Annotated in this window: 25 protein-coding genes; 19 read left to right on the top strand and 6 right to left on the bottom strand. The window is 52.9% G+C overall.

Going from position 1 to position 26,427, the window contains the following annotated elements:
• Positions 1 to 17: 17 nt before the first annotated feature.
• Complete coding sequence (locus C162_RS10945) at positions 18 to 341, top strand: hypothetical protein (RefSeq protein WP_036694339.1); 324 nt, start codon at positions 18 to 20, stop codon at positions 339 to 341.
• A 68-nt stretch (positions 342 to 409) separates the two neighbouring features.
• On the opposite strand, the gene C162_RS10940 is transcribed toward C162_RS10945, so the two are convergent.
• Genes C162_RS10940 through C162_RS10930 form a run of 3 tightly spaced genes read right to left on the bottom strand, consistent with a single transcriptional unit; the run spans position 410 to position 1,889 of the window.
• On the bottom strand, positions 410 to 1,168 hold the full coding sequence (locus C162_RS10940) for a class I SAM-dependent methyltransferase (protein ID WP_200869199.1): 759 nt from the start codon (positions 1,166 to 1,168) through the stop codon (positions 410 to 412).
• Positions 1,146 to 1,535, bottom strand: a complete 390-nt coding sequence (locus C162_RS10935; protein ID WP_051493388.1) for a cupin domain-containing protein — start codon at positions 1,533 to 1,535, stop codon at positions 1,146 to 1,148. The genes C162_RS10940 and C162_RS10935 overlap by 23 nt, the downstream gene beginning before the upstream one ends.
• A 15-nt stretch (positions 1,536 to 1,550) precedes the next feature.
• Positions 1,551 to 1,889, bottom strand: coding sequence for a cupin domain-containing protein (locus tag C162_RS10930; protein WP_036694337.1), 339 nt, complete (start codon positions 1,887 to 1,889; stop codon positions 1,551 to 1,553).
• A gap of 135 nt (positions 1,890 to 2,024) precedes the next feature.
• Between C162_RS10930 and C162_RS10925 the strand changes: the two genes are divergently transcribed.
• The 4 genes from C162_RS10925 to C162_RS10910 all read left to right on the top strand — a co-directional run bounded on the left by C162_RS10925 (position 2,025) and on the right by C162_RS10910 (position 7,267).
• Positions 2,025 to 2,708 carry a Crp/Fnr family transcriptional regulator gene (locus C162_RS10925; protein WP_036694335.1) on the top strand — a complete coding sequence of 228 codons (684 nt, stop codon included), beginning with the start codon at positions 2,025 to 2,027 and terminating at the stop codon, positions 2,706 to 2,708.
• 109 nt (positions 2,709 to 2,817) lie between these two features.
• The gene (locus tag C162_RS10920) at positions 2,818 to 3,117 is read left to right on the top strand and encodes a heme biosynthesis protein HemY (RefSeq protein ID WP_036694333.1); all 300 of its coding nucleotides are present in this window, start codon (positions 2,818 to 2,820) and stop codon (positions 3,115 to 3,117) included.
• Between the two features lie 234 nt (positions 3,118 to 3,351).
• Entirely contained in the window at positions 3,352 to 4,941 is a 1,590-nt protein-coding gene (locus C162_RS10915; RefSeq protein WP_327196379.1) for an ABC transporter substrate-binding protein, read from the top strand.
• Between the two features lie 205 nt (positions 4,942 to 5,146).
• Positions 5,147 to 7,267 carry a serine hydrolase domain-containing protein gene (locus C162_RS10910; RefSeq protein WP_036694332.1) on the top strand — a complete coding sequence of 707 codons (2,121 nt, stop codon included), beginning with the start codon at positions 5,147 to 5,149 and terminating at the stop codon, positions 7,265 to 7,267.
• Positions 7,268 to 7,349: 82 nt separating this feature from the next.
• On the opposite strand, the gene C162_RS10905 is transcribed toward C162_RS10910, so the two are convergent.
• Positions 7,350 to 8,702 (bottom strand): FAD-binding oxidoreductase, encoded by a 1,353-nt coding sequence (locus tag C162_RS10905; protein WP_036694331.1) that lies wholly within the window; start codon positions 8,700 to 8,702, stop codon positions 7,350 to 7,352.
• Between the two features lie 184 nt (positions 8,703 to 8,886).
• Between C162_RS10905 and C162_RS10900 the strand changes: the two genes are divergently transcribed.
• Together C162_RS10900 and C162_RS10895 are read left to right on the top strand one after the other, a co-directional pair.
• On the top strand, positions 8,887 to 10,893 hold the full coding sequence (locus C162_RS10900; protein ID WP_036694330.1) for an AraC family transcriptional regulator: 2,007 nt from the start codon (positions 8,887 to 8,889) through the stop codon (positions 10,891 to 10,893).
• A gap of 113 nt (positions 10,894 to 11,006) precedes the next feature.
• Entirely contained in the window at positions 11,007 to 11,990 is a 984-nt protein-coding gene (locus C162_RS10895) for a diaminopimelate dehydrogenase (RefSeq protein WP_036694329.1), read from the top strand.
• A 773-nt stretch (positions 11,991 to 12,763) separates the two neighbouring features.
• On the opposite strand, the gene gdhA is transcribed toward C162_RS10895, so the two are convergent.
• A complete protein-coding gene (gdhA, locus tag C162_RS10890) occupies positions 12,764 to 14,140 on the bottom strand; it encodes an NADP-specific glutamate dehydrogenase (RefSeq protein ID WP_036694548.1) in 1,377 nt (458 codons plus the stop codon).
• A gap of 274 nt (positions 14,141 to 14,414) precedes the next feature.
• Between gdhA and C162_RS10885 the strand changes: the two genes are divergently transcribed.
• From C162_RS10885 to mnhG, 9 genes are all read left to right on the top strand, one after another.
• Entirely contained in the window at positions 14,415 to 15,077 is a 663-nt protein-coding gene (locus tag C162_RS10885) for a DUF2625 family protein (RefSeq protein WP_036694328.1), read from the top strand.
• On the top strand, positions 15,074 to 15,922 hold the full coding sequence (locus C162_RS10880) for a metallophosphoesterase family protein (protein ID WP_036694326.1): 849 nt from the start codon (positions 15,074 to 15,076) through the stop codon (positions 15,920 to 15,922). The genes C162_RS10885 and C162_RS10880 overlap by 4 nt, the downstream gene beginning before the upstream one ends.
• Before the next feature lie 162 nt (positions 15,923 to 16,084).
• Positions 16,085 to 16,693, top strand: a complete 609-nt coding sequence (locus C162_RS10875; RefSeq protein ID WP_235218403.1) for a universal stress protein — start codon at positions 16,085 to 16,087, stop codon at positions 16,691 to 16,693.
• A 67-nt stretch (positions 16,694 to 16,760) separates the two neighbouring features.
• Positions 16,761 to 19,625, top strand: coding sequence for a Na+/H+ antiporter subunit A (locus C162_RS10870; RefSeq protein ID WP_036694324.1), 2,865 nt, complete (start codon positions 16,761 to 16,763; stop codon positions 19,623 to 19,625).
• Positions 19,625 to 19,960 (top strand): Na(+)/H(+) antiporter subunit C, encoded by a 336-nt coding sequence (locus C162_RS10865; RefSeq protein WP_036694323.1) that lies wholly within the window; start codon positions 19,625 to 19,627, stop codon positions 19,958 to 19,960. The genes C162_RS10870 and C162_RS10865 overlap by 1 nt, the downstream gene beginning before the upstream one ends.
• On the top strand, positions 19,957 to 21,438 hold the full coding sequence (locus C162_RS10860; protein ID WP_036694321.1) for a Na+/H+ antiporter subunit D: 1,482 nt from the start codon (positions 19,957 to 19,959) through the stop codon (positions 21,436 to 21,438). The genes C162_RS10865 and C162_RS10860 overlap by 4 nt, the downstream gene beginning before the upstream one ends.
• 2 nt (positions 21,439 to 21,440) lie before the next feature.
• Positions 21,441 to 21,920 carry a Na+/H+ antiporter subunit E gene (locus C162_RS10855; RefSeq protein WP_036694319.1) on the top strand — a complete coding sequence of 160 codons (480 nt, stop codon included), beginning with the start codon at positions 21,441 to 21,443 and terminating at the stop codon, positions 21,918 to 21,920.
• Positions 21,917 to 22,210 (top strand): Na(+)/H(+) antiporter subunit F1, encoded by a 294-nt coding sequence (locus C162_RS10850; RefSeq protein ID WP_036694318.1) that lies wholly within the window; start codon positions 21,917 to 21,919, stop codon positions 22,208 to 22,210. The genes C162_RS10855 and C162_RS10850 overlap by 4 nt, the downstream gene beginning before the upstream one ends.
• Positions 22,185 to 22,589, top strand: a complete 405-nt coding sequence (mnhG, locus tag C162_RS10845; protein ID WP_051493387.1) for a monovalent cation/H(+) antiporter subunit G — start codon at positions 22,185 to 22,187, stop codon at positions 22,587 to 22,589. The genes C162_RS10850 and mnhG overlap by 26 nt, the downstream gene beginning before the upstream one ends.
• A gap of 63 nt (positions 22,590 to 22,652) precedes the next feature.
• Here mnhG and C162_RS10840 read toward each other — a convergent pair whose 3' ends face one another.
• Positions 22,653 to 23,885 (bottom strand): MFS transporter, encoded by a 1,233-nt coding sequence (locus C162_RS10840; protein WP_036694317.1) that lies wholly within the window; start codon positions 23,883 to 23,885, stop codon positions 22,653 to 22,655.
• A 66-nt stretch (positions 23,886 to 23,951) separates the two neighbouring features.
• On the opposite strand from C162_RS10840, the gene C162_RS10835 reads away from it, so the two are divergent.
• The 3 genes from C162_RS10835 to C162_RS10825 all read left to right on the top strand — a co-directional run bounded on the left by C162_RS10835 (position 23,952) and on the right by C162_RS10825 (position 26,426).
• The gene (locus C162_RS10835) at positions 23,952 to 25,064 is read left to right on the top strand and encodes a metallophosphoesterase (protein WP_036694316.1); all 1,113 of its coding nucleotides are present in this window, start codon (positions 23,952 to 23,954) and stop codon (positions 25,062 to 25,064) included.
• 122 nt (positions 25,065 to 25,186) lie between these two features.
• The gene (locus C162_RS10830; RefSeq protein ID WP_036694315.1) at positions 25,187 to 25,573 is read left to right on the top strand and encodes a GntR family transcriptional regulator; all 387 of its coding nucleotides are present in this window, start codon (positions 25,187 to 25,189) and stop codon (positions 25,571 to 25,573) included.
• Complete coding sequence (locus C162_RS10825; RefSeq protein ID WP_036694314.1) at positions 25,563 to 26,426, top strand: ABC transporter ATP-binding protein; 864 nt, start codon at positions 25,563 to 25,565, stop codon at positions 26,424 to 26,426. The genes C162_RS10830 and C162_RS10825 overlap by 11 nt, the downstream gene beginning before the upstream one ends.
• The last annotated feature ends 1 nt before the right edge of the window (position 26,427 follow it).

Raw genomic sequence — 26,427 nt, 5'->3', positions numbered from 1 at the left:
ATTAAAGGGGATTTCCTATGATCATAAAAGGGATCGAGAACATGGACGGCGGCAATATAATGAGCCAGATTCAGCAAGGCGGCAAATTCGTGATCTACACGTATTGCTTCTCTGTTGTCCTGATGACATTCAGACGCAGCTCTAACATCTATTTCATCAGGGCGGGCGAGGGCTCCGTCAAAAAAGGATTGAAGTACAGCCTGCTGACCTTCTTTGTAGGCTGGTGGGGGATTCCCTGGGGGCCGATCTATTCCATCGGTGCGTTCATTACCAACTTCAAGGGCGGCAAGGATGTCACCAATGAAGTGTTAGCCGCTCTTTCAAATCAGAACGCTTCATAATAGATGTACACATACGAGAAGCTGTCCCGCATGCCGTGCAATAGGGCTGATTGGGACAGCTTCTTGTGTTAATCATTTTTGCTGCTGCATACTGCGATATAATTCAGATCCTTGCCTGCGGTGTTGAAGAAGGTATACATTTTCTTGAACTGCGCGCGGTTTTCCTTTTTGAGAGCATTCTTGAAAATACGCAGCGTACCGGCCACCCCTTCATCCCGGATCATCCCCTTAATGCTCATCAGCGACATCGTTCCGGTTGCATGCTCAACCTGCTTGAAGCCGGTCGTGTTGAACAGCCCCTCCCAGTCTGCTACAGGCAGCGGTTCTACGTTCACATGAATAGTCTTCCGCAGCTCTGCCAGCTCCTCCGCCATATTCTCCTTTGCAAAAGTGATGTCATGCGTAAGCAGCACGCCGCCCGGCTTCAGGACACGGAAGTATTCAGCTACCGCTTTTTGCTTCGCCGTCTGGTTCAACATCGTCAGCATGGCTTCATTAATGACAACATCGAAGCTGTTATCTTCAAAAGGGAGCTTCATCGCATTCGCTTGTCTGACGCTAATATACCCCTCCAGCTTCGCGTCTCTGATGTTCTGCTCCGCCTTCGCAAGCGCCCTGGGGTCCATATCAATTCCGGTAATCTGGCACTGGTACTCCCGCGCAAGCTGGATAGAGGTAGTGCACATGTTACAGGCTACTTCCAGTACCCGGCTGTCCTTACTTAGCTTCGCGTGCCGGATTAACCAGTTCGTAGCAGCGACACCGCCGGGACGAAGCCGCTTTTTACCGAGCTTGGCGAGGAAATTATGACCGACTTCCTTTTTCAACATGCCTCAATCCCTTCTTCTCAGGCTTCACGACGATCAACAGCATTTGGAATGCTTCTGTTGCATATAATGCATGGGGAATATTGGCGGGTAAAATAAGGGTCTCCCCAGCGCGCACTGAATAGGGCTTGCCGTCAATCGTGATCCGTGCTTCGCCTGACAGAATGTTGACCATGGCATCGCCGGGAGAGGAATGTCCGCCGATCGATGAACCTGTATCTACAGAGATCAGTGTCATGGCAAGGTTTTGGCGCTGGACCAGGGTCAGGCTGGATACCTGCTCCTGCTCGACAGTGATGATTTTGCGCAGATCCATGACTTCCGCTTGCGGGAGTCTTTTAATAAATTGCTCTTGTTCTTGTTCCATACGGTTACCTCCAGGTTAAATGCTAATTTGCAGGAATTTGCAGCTGCTCTGTGCATTGAACTCATGCCAGGTGCCAGCCAGCACGACGACTGCTGCTCCGGCGGTTAATACACAGGAGTGGTCAGCGATAAGCATATGCAGCTCCCCCTCCAGAACGTGAATGATCTTGGATTTGGGCGAGGTCTCCGAGCTGATGGATTCGCCGGTGTCCATGCCGTACAGCACCCAATCCGGGGCTTCCGCAGAGGTGGCAGCTCCTTCAGGGAAGTGAAGTGTTCTGCTGGAAATCTGATAGGGCCGGATGCTGATCATGTGATTGAAATGAACTACCATTCCTTCCTTGATTTCACTCATAATGTCCTCCTGTATATTGCTTGATGCGTAACTTTTGCTATAATGAGAGAAAAGATGAGAATCGTTCTCATTTATTGAATTGTAGCAGAGTTTCTAAGATGACTCTGTTGCCATGGCAACAGGAGGCGGATAAATTTGCAGCAATATATGAACAAAATTCAAAATACAGTCCTGTTCAAAGGATTCCGGGGCAGCGAAGTGCAGCAGGCCCTCGGTTGTCTGCAGGGGACGATTAAGGATTTCGCCAGGAAGGATTTCATCTTCAAGCAAGAGGAATACCTGGAGGCGGCGGGCATCATTCTGGAGGGAAATGTCCTGCTCTGCAAGGAGAACAGCTCCGGCGCGCGCTTCATCTTCTCAGAGCTTGCGGACGGGGAGATTATCGGGGAGACAGCGCTTCGTCAGGAGCAGGAGCCCAGCGGCTATGAAGCGATAGCCGGGTCGGAATGCCGGATTCTGTTCATCCGGATGAACAATATTATCCGTCCGGGGCAAACGACCTGCATTCTTCGCGGCCGGATTATTGAGAATATGCTGGCACTACTGCTGGAGAATAACCGCTCGATGTATCAGAAGCTTGATCTGGTCTCGCACAAATCGCTGCGGGAGCGGATCATTCACTATCTGAGTATTCAGGCCCGCAAAAACAATTCGCCCGCCTTCGAGATCCCCTTCAGCAGAAGTGACCTGGCGGATTATCTGACGGTGGATAGAAGCGCCTTATCCCGGGAGCTGCAGCGGATGGCGCGGGACGGGCTGATCCGGTTCACGCGGAATCAATTTGAGCTGCTTGCGGTAGACTATGAGCTGAGGTGGTGATGTGTAGTATCCTTACTTGAATAACCACTTAATTATCTATAGCACCTTATAATATGTTATAATGAATTTCTGATTTCATACTACTAAGCAGAATAGAGGTCGCCAAAGGATGAAAGTAAAAATTAACCGCAATGCAGCTAAAGTTCTAAAAGATATGCTGAACAGCCCGGAAGCGGAAGGCAAGAAAATCCGTGTGGTCATTACTCAGAATCACGGAGATCACGGACACTATGATGTAGCACTTGATACACCTACTGAGCACGATGAAGTGGTGGCTACAGATAAGGATATCGAGATTCTGCTGGATACCCGCGAACCGCTGCTCGACGGTGTCTGGATTCAGTATTTCTATGTACCGCAGGAAGGCTTCTTCATCACCAATCCATCCACCGGATTCATGGAGAAATAAGCAGAAGATTACTATCATCTGTGTTGCCTTAGGGGCGCCACTGTCTGAATCAGCCTCACCCGGCTGGTCAGACGGTGCCGTCTTTTTTTCAGGGTTAGCATATTATGTTATCCCGCCCTAAAAGTCGTTGCAAAAGTATGTATAATCGTTGAACGCCTATATTAGCGGGGCGCGGATTTTTTATTATACTGTTCTTGTAAGCGATTACACACATATAGCTGGGGGGAAATTCTAGTGAATAAGAAAAAAGCAATGACACTGATGTCCAGTATCCTGATGATCTCTCTGCTTAGCGCGTGCGGAGGCGGTAACGGCAATGCCGGTGGAAACGCAGCGGAGCCGAAGGCCTCAGCCGCAGCAACGGAAGCTGCAGGAACAAACGCACAGCCAGCCAAGGATGCGGGTGCAGTGGATACATCCCAGCCTGTTACCCTGAAGATGATCTTCGTAGGTCCGAAGCCGGTTGATTATGATCAGGTATTCGGAGAGATCAATAAGAAGCTGAAGGAGAAAATCAACGCCACACTGGAAGCCGAGTTCCTGGACTGGTCCGACTGGGCGCAGAAATATCCGCTTAAGCTGGCGGCTAACGAGGACTTCGATCTGATCTATGCTGCCAATTGGGCAGGCTATAACGACCAGGCACTCAAAGGCGGGTTCCTGGAGCTGACAAACGAGATGCTGGAGAAATATGCACCGATGACCTGGAAGGCGATGCCTGAAGTAGCCTGGGGTCAGGCGAAGGTGAACGGCAAGCTGTATATGGTGCCTCAGAACCGCGGCGAAACCGTAGAGAAGCTGATTCTGTACCGCGAAGACCTGCGCAAAAAATATAACCTGCCGGAGATCAACAGCCCGGAGGCGTACGCCAACTATCTCAAGACTATATCCGGTAAAGAGAAGGGGATGACCCCATTCGTACCGGAGACCGGAGACTGGAAGCTGCATAATCTGGACCGGATCCTGCTGAAGCAACAGAATGAATGGAATCTGTTCGACCTCGATCTGCCGATGGGCTTCAAGCTGGATGATCCGGCTGGCAAAGTGTTCAACTTATATGAGACTCCTGAATTCAAGGAGCTTGTCTACTATTATAAAGATCTGGCCGAGAATAACGCCTGGTCAAAGAGCGCACTGAACAGCAAGCTGGATCATCAGCAGGAATTCAAGGCAGGTAAGGCAGCCTCCATCACCCACAATCTGGGTACGCTTGGCGCCTTGATGACCGATATGCGGGAGAAGAACTCCCCGTATGAGCTGGCTCTGGCCGATATTAACCCGGATAAGAAAAAATCCGTTGCTGTTTCTACGCAGAACGGCGTAGCGATTCACTCCACCTCCAAGCAGCCGGAACGTGCACTGATGATGATCGATTTGCTCCAGAACGACAAGGAGCTGCATGATCTTATGATGAACGGCATCACGGCGGTGCATTATAATCCGGTCGGCGAAGATAAATTCACGAACGCCGAGAAGAATGCCAACTACACCGGCTTCTCGAACTGGGGCTTCAACTCGCCGCTGAACCGGGATAATGCTTCCTTCCCGGATGAAGCGAACGCCCTGACTGACAAATGGGAGAAGGAAGTCTATCACTATCCGCTGGAGACCTTCGTCTTCGATAACAGCAAGGTGAAGACAGAAGTAGCCAACGTCGGTAATGTGATGCTGCAATACGGCATTCCGCTGGAATACGGAACGGTGAAGGATGTAGATGCGGGTCTGGCTAAGCTCCAGCAGCAGGTTAAGTCTGCCGGTATCGATACCATCATCGCAGAGGTGCAGCGTCAGATTGATGAATTCCTGGCGAACTCAGCCCAATAAGCCTGACAACTCCGTTACACCCGATACGCACAATATGGCAGCGGTTCTCCCTTCACGGGCGAACCGCTGTTTCATGTTTTTTTTGGCCTGTTCATCTTCTGTTCATCTTGCCGTCACTCTGAGGACATTATGGCAAGCTAAGCTGTCTGTAGCGCCGAATCAGGCGGCTTGTACCATTAAGATCAAGATAGGAGTAGATGCAGCAATGAAGCTAAGAGAGAGAAGAACCACGAAGACAAGCATACGCACAGCAAGCGCAAAATTTTCTTTGGCAGCAGCGTTCGTAGTGACTATGCTTGCTCCCATGTCTGCTATGGCTGCACCGGCTGCCGGGGCGCTCCAGCCTGCCCTATACACTGCCGCCCAGAAGCTGGCGGAGGACAAGGCCGCACTGCTGACAGAGACATATGGTGTTCCAAGTGTACAGTATGCGTTAATCGACCATGGCAAGATTGTAGTCTCAGGCCAGGCAGGCAAAAACGATCTGAACGGCAAGCGTCCCCTTACGTCCAATACTATATATGGGATAGGCTCAACGAGTAAAATGATGCTGACCGCCGCTGTGATGAAGCTTGTAGATGAAGGAAAAGTAGATCTGGATGCTCCCGTAGTGAACTACATTCCTGAATTCAAGATGAAGGACAGCCGGTACACGCAGATCACCCCGCGTATGCTGCTCAATCATTCCTCCGGCCTGCTCGGCAAACCGGGTCCGAATGTGGCGCTCTATAACGATAATGATTCGTACGCACACGATCATTTGCTGGAACAACTGGCCACTCAGAACCTGAAGGCAGATCCGGGAGCCTTCTCCGTCTACTGCAACGACGGCTTCACCTTGGCTGAGATCCTGGTCGAACGGGTCAGCGGCATGAGCTTCACAACATTTTTGCACAAGTACATCACTAAGCCTCTGGAGATGAACCATACCAGAACCCCGCGTGACCCTATGGATCTGAAGGCAATGGCCGGTATCTATTCTTCCACGTATGAGGGGCAGCTTCCCCAGGAGAATTACGCGGTTATCGGTTCGGGCGGAATCTTCTCTACAGCGGAAGATCTGGTGCGATTCTCGCAGATTTTCACGGCTCAGAACAAGGGCATTCTCTCGAAGAATTCCTTAACCGCCATGGCCCAGCCAGAGTATAAAAAAGGCATGTGGCCTCCGTCAAGCGACGGCTCCTTAGCTTATGGATTAGGCTGGGACAGCGTAGAACTGTTTCCCTTCAACCAATACGGAATCCAGGCGCTGGTCAAAGGCGGAGACACCATGTCCTATCACTCCTCGTTAGTGGTACTCCCGGAATTGAACCTGGCTGCGGCTGTGATCTCTTCAGACGGTTCAAGCTTGATCGATCAAATGATGGCAAGTGAACTGCTGCTCCGTGTGCTTCAGGACAAACAAATCATTAAGCAGTTGAAGCCGGAACAATCCTTCGGGACTCCAGTACCCGCCGTTATGCCCAAGGAAGTCTCTCAATATGCCGGTCTCTATGGCAACTCTGCGTTGTTAAAGGCAGAGATCACTCCGGCAGGGGAACTGTCTGTAGCAGCGAGCGGCGTGCCGGACAGTGCTGTGCAGAAGTATACGTACACAGCCGACGGCTCTTTTGTAAATAAAGAAGGAACGGAAAAAATAAAATTCGTGGTTGAGAAAAATGGGCGTACCTATATGTGGTCCCGTTCTTATATAAGTGTACCGGAGCTTGGACAGGCGGCGACCTCTGAATACACTGCTGAGAAGCTTGATCCCAATCCCTTATCTGCAGAGGTTGCAGACGCATGGGAGAAGCGGGACAATACCCGATATTATTCGATATCCGAGAAGTATTCATCGATGCTCTATCAATACGGGCTGCCGGTTGTACCAGTCAACTTGGACAAAAATACACCGGGATATATTAACGGCCATAAGATTCTGAGCGCAAATCAGGTATTAAATGAACAGCAGATTCCCGGGATGGCAGGCCGTGACAATATGCAGATCGATTTCTATACAGACAATGGAATAGAGTATATGGCGGTAGCAGGCAGCCTGTACGTTAGTGAACAAGCGGTCACAGACCTCTATGCAGGCGCGAAGTCATCCGCAACGGTCTCAGCAAGCGGCTATGCCAAGTGGTACAGTGTGCCGAAGTCAGCCCAAGGGAAGCTTATGACCGTAAAGTTACCTGCGAACAGCTCTTTTGCGGTATATGATCAAGCCGGAATCTGTGTGAACCACACCGTGGTCAGCGGGAAGAATCAGGTCCTGCTGCCAGAGCAGGGTAAGATTGTATTTGCAGGCGGGGCGGGTGCGAAGTTCCAGATTACACTTAAGAAGTAAATGGCAATACCAGGGTAGCGGTATATTTAGAATCAACGGGCAGGCGGGGGCGGCAACCCCCTCCTGCTTTTTTGTGCGGAAATCAGCTTGTGGTGCGGGATGGCGGGATGCTCTGCGGATTGTTGAACACATTGCCGGGGTCATACTTTGCTTTGACCCTGCGCAACCGGGGATAGTTCGTTCCATAATAGACCGGGCCGGAATGCTTGATGCCCTGGTCGGGCACATTGATATAACTTCCCACGATGAACGGCTGCAGCTTGCGGCGGGTGTTGCGGACGTAGAATATGTTTTTGGCGGCATCTGCTTTCTTGATCCAGGAGCTGTTCCACTCCACATAGAATTTGGCCTTGCGCCAGTAGAAGGCGGTAGCTTTAGGAGATTTACGGCTTACAGCCCCACCCCAGTTGAGGAAAAAGAACCCGGCGTCTTTCCCCTCCACCTTCTCCAGGAACTCACGCATCGGCTTGAATGCCTGCTGCGGGAACGGTTTCCGTCCGAAGCCGCTGGAGAACTGGTTGCTGAACCGCTGGGTCTGTACCGGATCGGGAGCAAGCAAGAAGCTGACTACCTGCGGATAAGGCAGAGAACGGATCGTTTGGATCGTAGGCGTTCCTACGCTTGTAATGGGCTTCAAGAGGCGGACCGCCTCGGCCTTAGATCCAAGGAAGAGCCCCAGCATGCTGACATTTCCGCCTTTTTTGGGACCGATGGATAATTCGCTGCCCAGTCTCGTATTCACTGCGGGCGCCCAGCGCTGCCAGGTCTTCAGTACCTTCTCGAACTGGCTCCAGGGCCAGGTGATACGGAATACCGTTGCTGTGGCCGGAGCCGGGCGTACTTTGAATTTGTAACGGGTGCATACGCCGAAATTCCCTCCGCCGCCCCCGCGGGAAGCCCAGAGCAGATCGGCATTACTTTTCTTATTCGCAATAATAATTCTACCCTTGGCATCGACCATTTCAAGCTCCACCAGATTATCGCTGACCAGCCCCAGGGTACGCTGGAGCGGGCCGATGCCGCCGCCCAGTGTAATGCCGCCGATTCCAACGGTTGGACTATCCCCGAAGGGCGACATATACCCTTTCCGGGCCAGCGTATGGGCGATTCTCCCGACTGTATTTCCGGCTCCAACGACGGCTGTCCCGGTTTTTCGGCTTAGTTTAATGCTGTTCATTTCACTGACATCAATGACGATGCCGCCGTTCACTTGGGACAGATTGACCTCCAGCGCATGTCTGCCGCCTCTGGGCCGGATGGGAATCCGGTGCTCGTTGGCCCATTTAATGGCATTGGCTACATCCTGTGTCTTCTGGGCGAACACGAATACTTTGGGGAATCTGTCGGTATGCGGGTCCCAATTTTTACGCGCTGCTTCATAACCCGGATCACCTTTGTAGACGACGCGTCCGGTAAGCTTTGTTGCTGAGTTCACTGGTTTCCAGCTCCTTTTGAGCTAATATTGGCATGCAAGAATATGACTTTGACTAGGTTATGGTATGCAGGGCGTTAGTCTATGGCGTGGGCTATAGTACGGGGTATTAATGAGAATGGTTATCAATTATAATGTGATTAACCGGCAAAGGATATAGCGGAATAAAGATAAGCGGGGAATAGAGATGAAGCTGAACGAACATATACAGTGGTGGAACCAAGCATCGGTCAGGATTATGGATATCCGCAGAGGAAGACTTCCGGCAGGCTCGGCACTTCCGTATTACCAATTGCCTGCGAGTGGATTCTTGTATGCAGTGCAGGGACAGGCGCAAGTACAGCTGGATGAGCTACAGACTACCTTGAGACGTAATCAGCTCGTGCATGGCGGGCGGGGAGCGGTTCTTGCGGTGCATGCGGATGAGGCCTTCGAATACTTCCTGGTGCTGTACAAGGCAGTGCTGATGCTGCCTCAAGCGGGCAGAGGGATAAAGCTGCTGGAGCAGGAGAATCCTGCCAGGCATCAATACAGCTTCAGTCCAACTTACGCGCATCCCCTGCTGGACCGGCTAGGACAGATGCACATAGAGTGGTTAACCGCAGATCCGCTGCAGCATCTCTATGTGAGATCGCTGTTTCTTCAGTTTGTGCATGAGGTGCTGGCTCAGATGAAGCAGCAGGGTCTTGTTCCGGTTCAGCCGGACCTGCTGGCCCAGGCTCTGCGGTTCATGCGGGAGCATTACAGGGAGCAGATCACACTGGATACTCTGGCTGATCAATTTGATTGCAGCGTCAGCTACCTGAGCAAGCTGTTCAAGAGCCGGATGCAGGCAGGGCCTATCCGTGTACTTACACAGATCCGCATGGAGAGGGCAGCGCATGATCTGCTGCATAGCGGATATAGCGTGCAGGAGATCGCGGAACGGACAGGCTATCCCGATGCCCATACCTTCAGCCGGAATTTCAAGAAGTATTATGGTAGCCCGCCGGTACAATTCAGAATGAGAATGGATGCCAAGCTGCTTGTGCAAGAATCGCCTGTTGTTGATCCGATAACTGCCCTTGTAGCTCATAATTCCAGGTGCTATAGTATCCAAAGCAGTGAGAACTATTATCATTTACATCGAAAAGGGGGATTACCAGTGATGCGGGGAACGAAGACGGCATCTATGGCTACAGCGGTTTTATTATTGTGCGTAACCCTGCTGCTAAGCGCATGTTCGGGGGCTGGTGCAGGGACATCGGCGAATAATGGTGCGGCAGGAAATAAGGCTGCTCAATCCGTGAGTACGTCCAATCCGGGGAGCGAAGCGGCGGCTCCGGGCTCTACTACAGGCAATACGGCTGCAGCAACGAAGGTATATACTGACGGCAAGGGAGAGGTCAGCATTCCAGTAAACCCGCAGCGGATTATTGATCTGACAGGCAGCGCAATCGGCAATCTGCTGGTGCTCGGTGTGAAGCCGGTCGCAGCTTCGGATGACTCCTTGAAGAATCCGTTCCATGCGGGTCAGCTGGATGATATCGTGAATATCGGGGCGGAGCCGAATGCTGAGGCTATTCTCAAGCTGGACCCGGATCTGATTCTGACTTTTGACTATATCGAAGAATCCCAGTATGAGCAGCTTGTCCAGATCGCTCCGGTGGTCCGGCTGAAATACGGCGGGGGTACTCCGCAGGACCTGTTGCTCGAATTCGGCAAGATTACCGGCAAGGAAGCGGAGGCGCAGCAGTGGATTGACGGGTGGAACGATAGAATCGCTGAAGTGAAGCCGAAGATTACTGAAGTTGTCGGGGACAAGACGGTATCGATTCTCCAGCCCTATGCGAAGGGCATTTATGCCTGGGGCAACAAGGGAGGAAGAGGCGGTGAGATTCTGTATGGGGACCTCGGCCTGAAGGCGCCGGAGATTATCCGGACCACGCTGATTGACGGGGAAGGTTTCGGAGGTGATCTGTCGCTGGAGCTGCTGCCGGAGTATGCGGGAGACTATATATTCACCAGCAACTGGGGCTGGGATGACGGGGATGCCAATGTTGTGTACGGCAGCAAGGTATGGAAGTCACTCCCGGCTGTGAAGAATAATCGTGTCTATTTCATTGATGAGAAAGGCTCATACTACAATGACCCGATCTCTCTGGAAGCACAGCTGAAATTCATTGTGGATAGCTTTCTGGGAACGGGGCAATAATCTGGTCGGTGCGGCTGTACAACTTGATGTTTACATTTCGTGTAATGTATATATACTTAACTTTTGAAGGATTCATATCTCCGGGTTAACCGGCAAGGGAGGATATTACAGACATGACATCAACCATTAGAGTAGGGATCGTCGGATACGGAAATTTGGGCAAAGGGGTACAGCAGGCCATTGCGCAGAATGTTGATATGGAGCTGGTAGCCATATTTACCCGTAGAGACCCCCAGCAGTTGGCAGACATCACAGGAACACTCACCGAGCACATCTCAGCCGCCGAGCAGTACATAGGCAAAATTGATGTAATGATTCTGTGCGGCGGTTCCGCGACAGATCTGCCGGAGCAGACTCCGCAGCTGGCCCGGTTGTTCAATACGGTGGACAGCTTTGACACGCATGCCAAAATCCCCGACTTCTTCGCTGCGGTGGACAAGTCCGCCCGCGAAGGCGGCAGCGTAAGTGTGATCTCCACCGGCTGGGACCCGGGCATGTTCTCCATGAACCGGCTGCTGATGCAGTCCATCCTGCCGGTAGGCGAGGATTATACGTTCTGGGGTACGGGAGTCAGCCAAGGGCATTCGGATGCGATCCGCCGGGTTCCCGGTGTCAAGGCAGGCGTGCAATATACCGTGCCTGTCCAAGAGGTTATTGACAGCATTCGCGGAGGAGAAACCCCGCAGCTGTCCACCCGCGAGAAGCACCGCCGGGAATGCTACGTAGTGGCTGAAGCAGGAGCTGACCGCGATGCTATTACCCGCACCATTGTAGAGATGCCGAACTATTTCGCCGATTATGATACAACGGTAAACTTTGTGTCGGCTGAAGAGCTTGCCGAGAAGCATTCAGGGATGCCGCATGGCGGCTTCGTCATCCGCAGCGGAGTGACCGGTGGCGGAAGTAAGCAGATTGCTGAATTCGGGCTGAAGCTGGACAGTAACCCGGAATTCACCGCCAGCGTCCTGGCCGCCTATGCCCGCGCTGCTGTGCGCCTGAAGCAGGAAGGCCAGACAGGAGCCAAGACGGTATTCGACATTCCGCTCGGCCACCTCTCCCCAAGATCTGCTGAGGAACTGCGGCGCGAGCTGCTGTAGGCAACAATGAATGGAGCTGTCCCAAAGCCATGAAATGGCTAGGGGCAGCTCTTTATTTTGGAGTAGAATCAATGTGAGCGCTTGGGTGGACGCTCCGCATTTCCGCGGGTCGTTCTGCCCGCTCTGCTGTTTAAGCGGGAAACGACCCGTCCATCCTTAAAAAAAGAAACAAAAAATCGCTCATTCCGGTTAAATGGAGGCACCACTTGGGGGAGGGCGTTCGGCAGATGCGTAAAGCTGTGTTGCCTTAAAAGGCTACGCTTTAGCTATACGCTGAATGACAGAACCAGAAAGCGTGTTGACAACTGAACTGCTGGAAGTTGGCTGGAGAGCTGATTGAGAGGGATAAATCCCTTTGGTGAGGCTGGAAGTTGGCTGGAGGGCAGCATGAGAGGGATAAATCCCCTTGGTGAGGTTGGAAGTTGGCTAGAGGGCAGCATGAGAGGGATAAATCCCTTTGGTGAGGCCGCGTGTGACTGAAGGAGAGTAATGAGGAGTATTAGTGCACCTGAATTCGCAAGAAGTCAGCTATATGAGCAAATGAGGAGCATTAGTGCTCCTGAATCCACCGGAAGTCACCTATTTGAGCGAATTAGGAGCACAAATGCACCTGAGTCGCCAATCGTACGCATTCGTCCAACCGCATGAGCTCAGACTAACGACTAGCAAGCACACAGTATAACCAACCATCTATTCCCTCAACCTAAAAAAGAGGTGTCCCCAGCCAAATGGCTCAGGGACACCTCTTCTAGTATCAATTAAGTCTATAACAGTTACACGATACCCTGCGCCAGCATGGTATCGGCAACCTTCAGGAACCCGGCGATGTTGGCACCGGCAACCAGGTTACCAGCGACGCCATAATCCTCAGCCGCCTGAACGGTGCTGCTGTAGATATTTTTCATAATGAGTTGCAGCTTCTCGTCCACCTCTTCGAAGGTCCAGGACAGACGCATGCTGTTCTGGCTCATCTCTAGGCCTGAGACGGCTACGCCGCCGGCATTGGCTGCCTTGGCTGGAGCAAACAGCACCTGGTTCTCCAGGAACAGCTCCACCGCTTGGAGGGTGGTCGGCATATTGGCGCCTTCGCCAATGGCCTGAACACCGTTCAGAATCAGCGTCCGGGCGGATTCCAAATCCAGCTCGTTCTGCGTAGCACACGGCAGGGCGATATCGCAAGGCAGTGACCAGATTCCGCTACAGCCCTCAACATACTCGGCATGCGGGTGCTCCTTCACATATTCGCTGATGCGCAGGCGTTCTGTTTCCTTCAGTCTTTTGACGGTAGCCAGATTGATGCCCTGAGGATCATGAATGTAACCGTTCGAGTCACTGCAGGCAATTACGTGGGCGCCAAGCTGCTGAGCCTTCTCGATCGCATAGATGGAGACATTCCCGGAACCGGAGATGACCACCTTGCTGTCCTTAAAGCTTGCTCCGCGCGATGACAGCATCTCCTGCACGAAGTATACACAGCCATAGCCGGTAGCTTCCTTGCGCGCCAGACTGCCGCCGTAGAGCAGCCCTTTTCCGGTAAGAACCCCGGCAGCATGCCCGCCGTGAATCCGTTTGTATTGGCCGAACATATAACCGATCTCGCGCGCGCCTACACCGATATCTCCTGCAGGAACATCTGTATCCTGCCCAATGTGGCGGTACAATTCCGTCATGAAGCTCTGGGTGAAGCGCATAACCTCTTGATCCGATTTATCCTTGGGATCGAAGTCGCTGCCGCCCTTGCCGCCGCCCATGGGCAGGCCGGTCAGCGAGTTTTTGAAGATCTGCTCGAAGCCCAGGAACTTGATAATCCCGAGGTAGACAGAAGGATGGAAGCGCAGGCCTCCTTTGTAGGGACCGATGGCACTGTTGAATTGAATGCGGAAGCCGCGGTTAACCTGCGTATTACCGGCATCGTCCACCCAAGGGACACGGAAGGAGATGCTGCGCTCAGGCTCAACCAGCCGCTCGAGAATCCCGTGCTTCATATACTGCGGGTGGCGGGTCAGAACGGGGGTGATGCTCTCCAGGAATTCCTGGACAGCCTGGTGAAATTCCGGCTCATGCGGATCGCGCTTCTGGACCTCTGCATAGATCCGCTGCACGTACTGCACAGCCTCATTTGATACTTCTGACGTTAGTGTAGGAACGATGGACACTTTGGCAAGCACTCCCTGTCTGATTGTAATTCGGGCTATCCCGTATTAATTAGAATTTAAAAGAATTCTATAAAACCTGACATCAATTTGCCAATCAATTATTTTTGGCAGAGTCATTAAGAAATTCTATGAACCTTACATACTATGCAAGCTAAATGCGGCAGAGTGTTAATAAACCTCTGGTCAATTCAGGATTGCAGTTCCCCTTAAATAGGGTATATATAAATATTGGAAACAGCATAAAGCATTGAGAGAGAGGCGGAAGCATATGCACTTATTATCTGTAGCAGAATTAGTAGATGTGGAGAATCATGCCTGGGAAGAGATCAGGGAGCTGCTGAGCCAAGGGCCGCGAACCTACCGGCTGGAGGCCGCAGAGCCGGAGGCAGCCGCGCTGACGCTCGTCCGTCTGCAGGTAAGTACGAGGTCTTATCTGGGAGCCATTGCCTATGAAGCCGGAGGTATTATCTTCGAGCATGGCTGGATTACCTTGCTTGGCGCTGGAGCAGAAGGGGTCTGCGGCAGTCTTGCTTCCTGGAACGGTCTGGGTGATGCAGATGACACAGTCCCGCTGCCGGGTGTGCTAATTGTAGCATATGATGCGGCCGGAGGCTTCTTCGGCCTGGATACCGGGCGGTTCGGACAGAGCGGGCATATCTATTATTATGCCCCCGATGCGCTAGAATGGGAGACGACGGAATTAACCTATTCGGGCTTCATCGGCTGGCTGGCGGAAGGTGACCTGGATCTGTTCTATGAAACGTTCCGCTGGGAAGGATGGGAAGAGGAGACGCAGAAGCTTGCGCCGGATCAGGTCTTCGGGTATTACCCGCCGCTCTGGACGGATAAGGGTAGCGGCTCGGCCAGCAGCAAAGCACCGGTCTCTATTCTAGAGGCATGGCGGGCAGCAAGAAGTGCAGGTGCTGAATGAAGCGGCGTAAGGCTGAACGCGGGCAGCTTAGAGTCTTACGGGTAGCGGAAGAACCGCTGGAGGTGGTCCCCTTTGTCAGTGCGGCGCCCGGCAGCCAGGGAATAATATATGGTGGGCTTCCGATATATCCGGGAGAAATGCAGGGACTGCCGGAAGAGGTGAAGGTGCTGATCGTCGCATCCGATCTTCAGGGAGTTGCCTTGTCTGACAATGGAGATTACAGCGATCTATTGGTGGGTGAGAAGCTTGCCGCCACATTGGAAGGTCTGCTTCTCCGCCATATGCCGGATGTCCGCCCGGATCAGGTGCTGGTCTGTTTATGCGGCGATCTATATGGAGACACTGCAGTAAGAGGTTCTAGCGGTGATCCGCTGCCGGTATGGCGGGCCTTCCGCCGCAGATTCGGTACGGTATTCGGCGTGAACGGCAACCACGATCTTCTGACTTCAGAAGGCGAAGCTGAGCTTGCCTCCACACCGGGAATGCATCTGTTCACCGAACCGGCGGTCCTGCACCATGAGAATATGCTTATCGCTGGACTTGGAGGCGTCACGGGAAGAGCAGGCCGGCCGAACCGCACGCCGGAGAAGGAGTATCTGGAGAGACTGGAGTGGCTGCTGCAACGCGGACCCGCTCTGCTGCTGCTGCACCAGAGCCCTGACCTTCCTGGAGCAGAGCTACCGGGACATGCAGGCATTCGCGAGCGGCTGGAAGCCGGGCCGGAGGTACTGGTCTGCAGCGGGCATGTTCACTGGGACCAGCCGCTGGCAGAGCTGGACAACGGTGTCCAGCTTCTGAATACAGACGGAAGGGTGCTGGTATTCACAGCCGCAAGCCTGAGCTAAACGTGCGCTTGTCCGTAAACTTTACAAACAGAATCGGAATAGGTATAATTTAAGTATATTTCAGGGTTGGAAACAACAAAGAGGGGCCTAACGCCATTAGGCTCCTTTTGTATTTTCACCCATGTTAACAGGAGGGCGAAAGTCATTCACAAGGAAAAGATTTTGGTATGTGTTCATTATGGGCCGCATGGGGAGCGTCTAATCCGGCGTGGTGTCGAGCTGTCTGAGATGCTTGGGGCACCGCTCTATGTGCTTAATGTGGAGAGTTCGGACAGCGATGAATATAATCATAGCAAAGAAATGTATATGGCTGTCTGGAAGCGCCTGGCAGAGGAAGCCGGGGCAGAATTTATGGTCCGCAAACGCCGGGGCCGCAAGACAACGGATGTTATTGTTGAAGCTGCAGAAGAGAAAGAGGTCACTCAGATCATTATTGGCCAATCCGCCCAGACCTTGTGGCAGGAGCTGACCAAACGCAACTTTGTCAATGAGCTGATCAGCAAGATGAATATGATGGATCTGCATGTCGTTGCAGTTCAGCGTATGCGCGCCGGTCTCGAAGAGACCCATGAAGAAGGCGTAATCTCTTATCTGGTGAAGAATGAGGGAGCATACCAGCTCAGCGATGAGCCGGAAGGCGACGATTACATCAAAGGCAAATTTTTTCATGAATTGCACACAGAATTTGAGAATGGCTTGTTCAAAATTGAGCAAGATGGTAAAGCGAGATATTTGCATATCTGTGAAGGAACGCTGACCGAGCCATTATAACCGGCTCTTGTCTTCAGGAAGTAAGTACCAGCGTTCACAACCCAAATTGTAGAATGAAAAAGGAGGCTTGCCTTTGCTGCATATAACCGTTCTTGTTCCGTTTCTCCTGGCCCTGATGATAGCGCTTCTGCGCGGGAGGATGCGAAAGCTCCATAGAGGATGGCTTGTATTAGCCGCACCGCTGGCGTTATTCATATATTTCTTGACCCGGATTCCAGTCATCAAGGGAGGGGAGCTCGGATACGAGACCCTGTCCTGGATTCCTTCCCTTGGGATTGATCTGGTCTTCCATCTCGATGGATTAAGCTTGCTGTTCGCCTTGTTAATTACGGGCATGGGTACTCTGGTCTTTATCTATTCCATATTTTATCTCGATAAACGCAAGGAAGAGCTGACGCCGTTCTATGTATATCTGCTGTTATTCATGGGGGCGATGCTTGGAGTCGTGCTGTCCGATAATCTTATGGTGTTATACGGATTCTGGGAGCTAACGAGTGTCTCCTCGTTCCTTCTGATCGCCTACTGGCACCGGAGACAGAAATCACGCTATGGCGCACAAAAGTCCATGCTGATTACCGTCTTCGGCGGTCTGGCGATGTTCGCAGGCTTCCTGATGCTGTATGTGATGACGGGTACGTTCAGTATCCGCGAGATCTGGAGCCAGGTGGGCGATATCAGCGGAGAGACGCTGTTCATTCCTGCGATGCTGCTTATTCTGCTGGGTGCCTTCACCAAATCGGCCCAGTTCCCCTTCCATATCTGGCTGCCTGATGCGATGGAAGCGCCGACTCCGGTCAGTGCGTATCTGCACTCGGCAACCATGGTCAAAGCCGGTTTATATCTGGTAGCACGTTTCAGCCCGGTGTTCGCGGGGCAACATGAGTGGTTTTGGATTGTGTCGGGTGTCGGCCTGATCACCTTGATCTATGGATCGATCCAGGCGATGAAGCAGACGGACCTGAAGGCTCTGTTAGCCTATTCTACAATCAGTCAGCTTGGACTGATTATGGGATTACTTGGTATGGGTTCAGCCGCGTCCTTCTACACAGGGGAAGAGGCTGTATTCTATACCGCCGCAACAACGGCAGCCCTATTTCATTTAATTAATCATGCCATATTCAAAGGTTCGCTCTTCATGGTGGTCGGAATTGTCGACCATGAGACGAATACCCGTGATCTGCGCAAGCTCGGCGGTCTGGTGTCTCTGATGCCGGTCACCTTCACGCTGGCGTTGATCGGCAGCTTCTCGATGGCGGGTCTTCCGCCGTTTGCCGGATTCCTGAGCAAGGAAATGTTCTTCACGGCTGTGCTGAATATCAGACAGCTGGATATCTTCAGCCCGGGGGCCTTCTTCACCCTTTTCCCGGTGCTGGCGTGGATTGCAAGCATATTTACCTTTGCATACAGCATGATTATGGTCTTCCAAACCTTCTTCGGCAAATATCAGCCGGAGAAGCTGGACAAAAAACCGCATGAAGCGCCCTTCGGCCTTCTGCTTCCGCCAGTGATTCTGGCATTACTGGCCGTAGTCACCGGCTTCTTCCCCAATATACTGTCGAAGTCACTGATCGTGCCGGGGATGAATGCGATTCATCCGCAGATTGCCGCCAGCTCGCCTTTTTATGTGAATATCTATTTCTGGCACGGGTTCACCGCCGAGGTCTGGATGACGCTGGGTGTGATCCTTCTGGGGATTATCGTATACCGCGTATACGGCCGGTTCAGTCTGGTCGAGAAGGAATGGCGCACCGGACTTACGCTGACCCATGTGTATGACGGCAGTATCCGTCTCGTGGAGAGCGTATCCCGTGCAGTGACAGGCCTGTACATGACAGGTTCAATGCGTCATTATCTGATGTACATTTTCACCCTGATTATCGCTGTTGTCGGCGGCACGATGCTGTACTCGGAAGGCATTACGTTCGGCCAGGGGCAATATGCTCCGGTCACATTCTTTGAAGTTGTTGCCGTACTGGTCCTGCTGACAGGGGCGCTTGCCATTCCGTTTGCCAAGTCCAGAGTCTCGGCGATTCTGATGACGGGAATGGTCGGTTACATGGTGACGCTGCTGTTCATCCTGTTCCGTGCACCCGATCTGGCCCTCACCCAGATGATTGTGGAGGTGGTCTCCGTTACGCTGTTCCTGCTCTGCTTCCGGCATCTGCCGAAGCTGAAGCGGGAGAAGGTCAAGATGCGGGTCAAGGTACCCAAGCTGATCATCGCCTTAGGCTTCGGGATCACGATGACGCTGGTGGCGCTGGCGGCGCTCGGCAGCAGTCCGTTCGAGTCTATCTCAACCTACTATGTGGAGAATAGTTACAAGCTTGGCGGCGGCAAGAACATCGTCAATGTCCTGCTGGTGGACTTCCGCGGCTTCGATACCATGTTCGAAATTACGGTGCTGGGGCTGGCATCGCTGGCCATCTACTCGATGATCAAGCTACAGCTGGAGCAGGATCATACGCCTGTTCTGACCAGAAGCAAACCGGAGTCCTACACGCGCCGCTATACCCGCAGCAATGATGTATTGCTGCAATCGGTGGCAAAAGTAGCCTTCGTGATCATCATCACGTTCTCCCTGTACCTGTTCTTCGCAGGTCATAATCAGCCTGGCGGCGGCTTTATCGGAGCCTTGATGGCTGCTGCGGCGCTTGTACTGATTGCGATTGCCTTCGGCACGGAGTTTGTAGAGAAGGTGCTGCCGGTCGATTACCGCAAGTTAATCGCAGTCGGGATTATGATCGCTTTTCTCACCGGAATCGGTTCCTTTGTCTTCGATGCTCCGTTCCTGACCCAAGCCTTCGGCTACTTCGAACTGCCGGTCATGGGCAAGACGGAGCTAACCACGGCGATGCTGTTCGATCTGGGAGTTTACCTCTCGGTGATCGGTGTCACGATGAATATTATCTTTACGGTCGGGAGGGATAACTAATGGAGATCCTTATTGCCCTGGCGATCGGTGTCTTGTTTACCGTAGGTGTCTATCTGGTCCTGTCCAAAAGTCTGCTCCGCATCCTGCTTGGGACGACGCTGCTGACTCATGGCGTTCATCTGCTGCTGCTGACGATGTCCGGCCTGAAGACGGGCGCTTCACCTCTGCTTGGCGAGAAGGCGGACAGTTATGTCGATCCGCTGCCGCAGGCGCTTATCCTGACTTCCATTGTAATCAGCTTTGGGGTATCCGCGTTCTTCATCGTTCTGGCCTACCGGGCTTACCGCTCGGCGGGGACGGATGATGTGGAAGGAAGCAAGGGGGAGAGACCATGAACAACCTGCTGGTAATGCCTTTGCTGATTCCGGCCTTTACGGCGGTCATCCTGATTTTTCTGAAAGAGAAAGTGAAGCTGCAGCGTATCCTCAGTGCCATCAGTGTGCTGGTGAACATCGCAGTAGCGCTTATTATTGTGTACCAGGTCCGTACGGACGGGATTCAAACGCTGTATATGGGAGGGTGGCTACCGCCTTACGGCATCGTCTTCGTAGCTGACATGTTCGCAGCGCTACTCGTCTTGACGGCTGCGGTGGTAGGGGCAGCTTGTCTGTTCTTCTCCTTCGCAAGCATCGGTGAGGAGCGGGAACGTTTCTACTATTATACGTTCTTCCATTTCCTGCTCACCGGCGTGTTCGGCTCGTTCCTGACGGGTGACCTGTTCAACCTGTTTGTCTGCTTCGAGGTGCTGCTGGTTGCTTCCTACGCCATGATTGTCTTGGGTGGAACCAAGGTACAGCTGCGCGAGACGCTCAAGTATATCCTTGTCAACATAATTTCCTCCACCTTGTTCGTAGCGGCGATTGCCTATTTGTACGCTGCGACAGGCACGCTTAATATGGCTCATCTGGCCATCCGTGTGGGAGAGGCCGGGCAGGGCGGAGTGATGAATGTGATTGCCGTGCTTCTGCTGCTGGTGTTCTCGCTCAAAGCAGGTCTGCTGTTATTCTTCTGGCTGCCGGATTCGTACAGTGCTCCTCCGCAGGCGGTAAGGGCATTGTTCGGCGCACTGCTTACCAAGGTGGGGCTGTATGCCATCACCAGAACGTTCTCGCTGATTTTTGTACATGATATGGGCTTGACCCATTCGCTGATCGGCTGGATGGCAGGGGCCACTATGATTCTTGGAGCCATAGGGGCACTCGCCTATAATGATCTAAGCCGGATCTTCAATTATAATATTGTCATCAGTGTCGGCTTCATCGCCTTCGGCATTTCCGTGGCTACCCAGGATTCGCTTAGCGGGGTTGTATTCTATCTGATGCACGATATGGTTGCCAAGGCGCTACTGTTCTTCCTGGGCGGGCTGATTGTCGCGGCTTCGGGGACGGAGCAGCTCAGGCTGATGGGCGGTCTGATCCGCCGGTATCCGTGGACGGGCTGGATGTTCTTCGTCCTGACGCTGGCGCTGGTCGGTGTTCCTCCGCTTAGCGGTTTTGCCGGGAAGGTCATGATGGTCCGCAGCGGCTTCGGAGAGCAGCACACTGTGCTTGCGCTCATCGCCTTGGCTTCCAGCTTCGTGGTTTTGTATTCGCTGATCAAAGTGTTCCAGCAGGTATTCTGGGGGGGCGAGAAGAGCGATGAAGAAATCCGCCCTCTGCGCTACAAAGCGATGATGGTACCGGCTGCTGTGCTGTTTGTTCTAGTCATCCTAATGGGTATTGGCGCTGAGCTGGTGAACGGCTATGTAATACAGGCCGGCGCAGTCCTCGCTGATCCGGCAGCGTACATTAATGCTGTCATAAGGAGTCGATGAAGATGGCCTTTCAAATATTGTTGAATCTCATGATTGCCTTCCTGTGGATGTTCCTGAATAATGACTGGACGGCCTCCGGCTTCATCATCGGTTATGTGCTGGGGGTGGCCGTGCTGGTGGTCATGCGGCGCTTCTTCGGCGGACGGCTGTATCTGGGTAAAATTTGGGCGGTTCTGAAGCTGGTGGCCTTGCTGCTGCGGGAGCTGGTGGTATCCAGCTATGTAGTGGTGAAGGCGGTGCTTAGACCGAATCTCAATATCCGCCCAGCTATCCTGATGTACCATACAGAGCTGAAGTCGGACTGGGAGGTAGCCGTGCTGATCACAATGCTCTGCCTTACGCCGGGTTCCGTCGTGCTCGAGGTGTCCAAAGACAACCGGACCCTATACATTCATGCCATGGACATCCAGGATGTGGAGCAGTTCGATGCGAATATCCGTAATACCTTTGAACGCGCGATTCAGGAGGTGACCCGTTCATGATTCAATCGATTCTTATGCTGGCGTTGTCAATTATGGTCATCTCCATCGCGATCTGTGCCTGGAGGCTGGTTAAGGGGCCATCGCTGCCTGACCGGGTTGCCGCACTCGATACCATCGGTATCAATCTGCTGGCGATGGTGGCGGTCCTCTCGGTTCTGTTCAAGACGCAAGCCTTTATAGAATATATTCTTCTGATTGGAATCCTCTCTTTTATCGGGACGATGGCCTTGGCCAGATATATCGAAAGGGGAGTGGTGTTTGAACATGGACATGATCAAGACGGTCATTGAGTATGTGTTTGTCCTGCTGATTCTGACCGGAGCCTTGCTTAGCGCAGTCAGCTCTGTAGGGCTGATCCGCTTGCCCGATGTCTACTTAAGATCACATGCCGCTGCCAAAAGTGCTACGCTTGGTGTGCTCTGTGTACTCAGCGGCGCCTTCCTGTATTTCGCCTTCTTCCTCGATTTCATCAGTGCGAAGCTGCTGCTGGGAATCGTGTTCGTATTCATGACTTCGCCGCTCTCCGCTCATCTGACAGGCCGCGCGGCCTACCGCTCCGGTGTTCCGCTCTGGAGCCGCCGCGTCCAGGATGATCTTAAGGCGGCGCTGGAAAAGGAGCAGGCAGAGGAAGAGGCAACGGAACGTGTGAAGACTGACGCATCACCATAAAAGAACAGGGATGTCCACAGCGCTTGAGCTGCTACGGACATCCCTGTTGTAATATTGGCTTGGTCATGCGCTCTGAGGAGCTGTCCGTCTGCGGTACAGGTGCAGCAGCAGATACGAGGCGGCGAACGCTGCGGTTACCAGCCACAATGGAATTCTCGGGTCGAGCTTGTAGGCCCAGCCTCCGATAATACCCGCAGGCGCGGTGAATACCAGGATCAGGACAGACAGCATGGAGAAGACCTTGGCCCGCTTATCATCATCAATGGCGTTCTGCACAGCTGCCTCCAGATAAGGAGAGCTGATCATCAGGCCTACAGCTGCCAGAATGGTGCTCAGTCCGATCCAGACGAAGCTCGCTGTCGGGTAGAGAACCAGCATGGCATTCGACAGAGCAGATAAGCCGAAGCCTGCCATCATAGCGCGGTTAGCGCTCTGATCCGGGATTCTGGGCATCAGCAGCCACAGCGTTAGCAGCATGATGACTGAGGACACGGCCGGGAATAGAGAGAGGATGCCGCTGTCCAGATGGATATAATCTGCCAGATACAGGTACAGGTAGGTGCTTTTCAGCGTAGCCTGGAAGTTGAACAGAATGTATACGCCGAAGATCAGCAGCAGATTGCGCTCCGCCCCGAGGTCACGGAAGGCGCCGCCGTATTCAATCATACTTTCCCTAAGGCTGAGCTCACGGGTCTCCTGTCTTTTGCGGATGCCGGCCTCGGTCTCCCGGGTAGTCAGATGACGGCCTACGAACTGGAAGGTCATGAAGAGGAAGGCCAGCACGTACATGATCCTCATGCCCGTGACCATGCCATACTGGTGGACAAGCAGACCGCCCAGCGGTGCGAACAGGCCTCCGATCACCCCGATAATCTGCAGCAGTGTGAATACATAGGTCCGGTCCGAGGGACGGGTATCTTCAACAATCAGGCAGTAAAAGGCAATATGCGGCACACGCTGGAAGCCGTTAATCACCGCAGCCGCCACGAAAAACCACAGGTTCTGTGAGCAGGCCCATAACAAGGTGGCGAAACTCCAGCTAAGCAGATCAAAATATAATATAGCCCGCTTGCGTCCCAGCCGGTCCGTTAAATATCCGCTGAGCAAAGAGGAGAATACCTGTATGATGAGTCCGATCGTCGTTATCCAGCCGATGTTCAGCTCGGTCAATCCAAGCTCATACATGTACAGGGTGGCATAGGTAGAGAACATGCTAAAGGGAATCAGAAAAAAAGGCTCAAAGGTCAAGCAGCCCCGGCTGTTTCCCTCCAGCCGCGGAAAAAAGGGTTTTGCCATGATGAAATCCTCCATGTTATCGATAGTCTACACTATATTTATTTAACACAAATTGGAGCTGAGCGCATGTTTATTATTCTTGGACTGGTATTTATTACGATATATGCCCTGATTGTCTTCTACATTGGCTGGAGCGGCTGGAGCTGGATCAAGCCGGTCGTCTCCGGACGGTTCCGGCTGTTCTACATTATTGCGCTGATCTTCCTGGCCAGCTCGCTGATCCTCTCCAGAGTGGTGGCTGGGTCAGCAGTCTTAAGCGTCATCGGCAGCTACTGGCTGGCCATATTCAGTCTGCTGCTCATGCTGTTGCCGCTCGTGCATCTTATGGTCTGGCTAACGAAGCTGGCCAAGCTGCCGCGCCGCGCGGTTCAGAAGTGGTCCGGTATCCTGACGCTGGTTATTCTGATCGCCCTGATAGGATATGGAAGCTATAATGCGTACAGTCCGGTTGTGCGTTCCTATGAGGTACAGATTGACAAGCCGGGTCCGGCCAGCGGTAAGCTTCACATCGTGATGGCTTCGGATATGCACTTCGGTTATTTATCCGGCAAACGCCATGCGGAGCGGATGGTGCAGGAGATTAACGCCTTGCACCCCGATCTGATACTGCTTCCGGGCGACATTGTGGATGATGACGTTAGGCCCTATAAGGACAAAGGCCTCGGCGCAGTACTGGCCAAGCTTGAAGCTCCACTCGGCGTGTATGCTTCCCTGGGGAACCACGACCGGTTCAAGGGCGGGACAGAGGAGATCATCAGCCTGCTGGAGGAGAGCGGGATGCAGGTGCTCTATGATGAGGACGTTGAGGTAGGCGGCTGGCTGACGCTGATTGGACGGAAGGATTACAGTGATAAGGAACGGGCCGAGCTGGCTGATCTGACCAAGGACGTAGACCGTTCCAAGCCGGTATTCATGCTGGAGCATCAGCCGGTGGAGTTTGGGATTGCTGAAGAGCAAGGCATCGATCTGATGGTCTCCGGCCATACCCACCGCGGACAGATTGCTCCAGCCAACCTGATTACTTCCCGGGTGTTCGAGAATGATTGGGGGTATCTGAAGAAGGGGCAGCTTCATACTGTTGTCTCTTCAGGCTATGGCTTCTGGGGCCCGCCGATCCGTATCGGCTCACGCTCGGAGGTAGTGTCCATTCAGGTGGAATTTTCCAACGTGAATAAGTAATTTGGAAGGGCTGACCCGGTGTTCGGGTTGGCTCTTTTTTGGATGATACATTTACAAAAACCATTAGATCAGTTATATTGTACTGGTACAATAAGTACACTGTTCACGCAAGGAGGAAGCGTGTGGAGATTATCATCAGCAGTAACCGGAACAAGCCCATTTATGAGCAGATCACCTCGCAGATTAAGGGCAAGATTATGAGCGGAGAGCTTCGGGCAGGAGACCCGATCCCTTCGATGCGTGCCTTGGCCAAATCTATTCAGGTCAGTGTCATCACCGTTCAGAAGGCATATGAGGACCTGCAGCGCGACGGATTCATCGAAACGACGGTCGGGCGCGGAAGCTTCGTCTCGGCCGTGAACCAGGATGTTTTTCAGGAAGAGCAGCTGAAGAAGGTGGATGAGCATCTAATGAAGGCAGCCGAAATCGCCCGCGCAAGCGGAATCAAACTGGAGACGATGGTGGATATGCTGACTATCTTTTACAAGGAGGGAAATCATGAATCTTAGTTTGGAAATTACCGGACTGACCAAGTCCTATGCCGGTTCCGGCTTTATGCTGGACAATGTATCATTTTCTGTTCCTAGCGGAACGATTATGGGGTTCGTGGGGGAGAACGGGGCAGGGAAGACGACAACGATCAAGTCCATCCTGAACACGGTTCAGATGGACAGCGGAACGATCCGGCTGCTGGGCCGGGAGATGAAGGATACAGACACGGTCTTGCGTGAAGACATCGGAGTGGTGCTGGATTCGGCCAATTTCCCGGCGGTGCTGACCCCGGCTAAGCTGGCTAAGGTCATGCGCGGCGTCTATAAGCAGTGGGACCAGGAGGTGTATGCCAAGCTTACAGGGAAGTTCAGCCTGCCCATGAACCAGAAGATCAGCGGGTTCTCACGGGGCATGACGATGAAGCTGGCGATTGCTGCCGCCTTGTCGCACCATCCCAAGCTGCTGATTCTAGATGAGGCCACTTCAGGGCTGGACCCGGTGACCAGAGAGGAGATTCTGGAGGTGTTCCTGGAATTCGTAGAGGATGAGCGTCACGCTATACTGATGTCCTCCCATATCACAAGCGATCTGGAGAAAATTGCTGATTATATCACCTTCATCCATCAGGGGCAGATCATTCTGACAGCGATGAAGGATGAGCTGATCTACGACTACGGCGTGGCCCGCTGCACCAGCGGCCAGTTCCAGAGTATTGCAGAAGAAGACAGGCTGGCTTACCGGGTGAGGGAGCATCAGACCGATGTGCTGGTGAGGGACAGAAGAATCTTTGAGGGGCAATACAGCGGGATCACCGTCGATCAGGTATCTATTGAAGAAATTCTGCTGCTGCTGGTAAAGGGGGCGAAATAGG

It is taken from the genome of Paenibacillus sp. FSL R7-269 (assembly GCF_000517865.1).
Classification (GTDB): domain Bacteria; phylum Bacillota; class Bacilli; order Paenibacillales; family Paenibacillaceae; genus Paenibacillus_AQ.
The sequence above is the reverse complement of the archived record's forward strand: the minus strand, read 5'-3'. Positions and strand labels throughout refer to the sequence as shown.

What these genes read in the sequence shown, in the direction of transcription:
- C162_RS10945 (WP_036694339.1), top strand. Translation starts at nt 18, where the DNA reads ATGATCATAAAAGGGATCGAGAACATGGACGGCGGCAATATAATGAGC.
- C162_RS10935 (WP_051493388.1), bottom strand. Translation starts at nt 1,535, where the DNA reads ATGGAACAAGAACAAGAGCAATTTATTAAAAGACTCCCGCAAGCGGAA.
- C162_RS10930 (WP_036694337.1), bottom strand. Translation starts at nt 1,889, where the DNA reads ATGAGTGAAATCAAGGAAGGAATGGTAGTTCATTTCAATCACATGATC.
- C162_RS10920 (WP_036694333.1), top strand. Translation starts at nt 2,818, where the DNA reads ATGAAAGTAAAAATTAACCGCAATGCAGCTAAAGTTCTAAAAGATATG.
- C162_RS10910 (WP_036694332.1), top strand. Translation starts at nt 5,147, where the DNA reads ATGAAGCTAAGAGAGAGAAGAACCACGAAGACAAGCATACGCACAGCA.
- C162_RS10900 (WP_036694330.1), top strand. Translation starts at nt 8,887, where the DNA reads ATGAAGCTGAACGAACATATACAGTGGTGGAACCAAGCATCGGTCAGG.
- C162_RS10895 (WP_036694329.1), top strand. Translation starts at nt 11,007, where the DNA reads ATGACATCAACCATTAGAGTAGGGATCGTCGGATACGGAAATTTGGGC.
- C162_RS10885 (WP_036694328.1), top strand. Translation starts at nt 14,415, where the DNA reads ATGCACTTATTATCTGTAGCAGAATTAGTAGATGTGGAGAATCATGCC.
- C162_RS10880 (WP_036694326.1), top strand. Translation starts at nt 15,074, where the DNA reads ATGAAGCGGCGTAAGGCTGAACGCGGGCAGCTTAGAGTCTTACGGGTA.
- C162_RS10865 (WP_036694323.1), top strand. Translation starts at nt 19,625, where the DNA reads ATGGAGATCCTTATTGCCCTGGCGATCGGTGTCTTGTTTACCGTAGGT.
- C162_RS10860 (WP_036694321.1), top strand. Translation starts at nt 19,957, where the DNA reads ATGAACAACCTGCTGGTAATGCCTTTGCTGATTCCGGCCTTTACGGCG.
- C162_RS10855 (WP_036694319.1), top strand. Translation starts at nt 21,441, where the DNA reads ATGGCCTTTCAAATATTGTTGAATCTCATGATTGCCTTCCTGTGGATG.
- C162_RS10850 (WP_036694318.1), top strand. Translation starts at nt 21,917, where the DNA reads ATGATTCAATCGATTCTTATGCTGGCGTTGTCAATTATGGTCATCTCC.
- mnhG (WP_051493387.1), top strand. Translation starts at nt 22,185, where the DNA reads ATGGACATGATCAAGACGGTCATTGAGTATGTGTTTGTCCTGCTGATT.
- C162_RS10840 (WP_036694317.1), bottom strand. Translation starts at nt 23,885, where the DNA reads ATGGCAAAACCCTTTTTTCCGCGGCTGGAGGGAAACAGCCGGGGCTGC.
- C162_RS10835 (WP_036694316.1), top strand. Translation starts at nt 23,952, where the DNA reads ATGTTTATTATTCTTGGACTGGTATTTATTACGATATATGCCCTGATT.
- C162_RS10825 (WP_036694314.1), top strand. Translation starts at nt 25,563, where the DNA reads ATGAATCTTAGTTTGGAAATTACCGGACTGACCAAGTCCTATGCCGGT.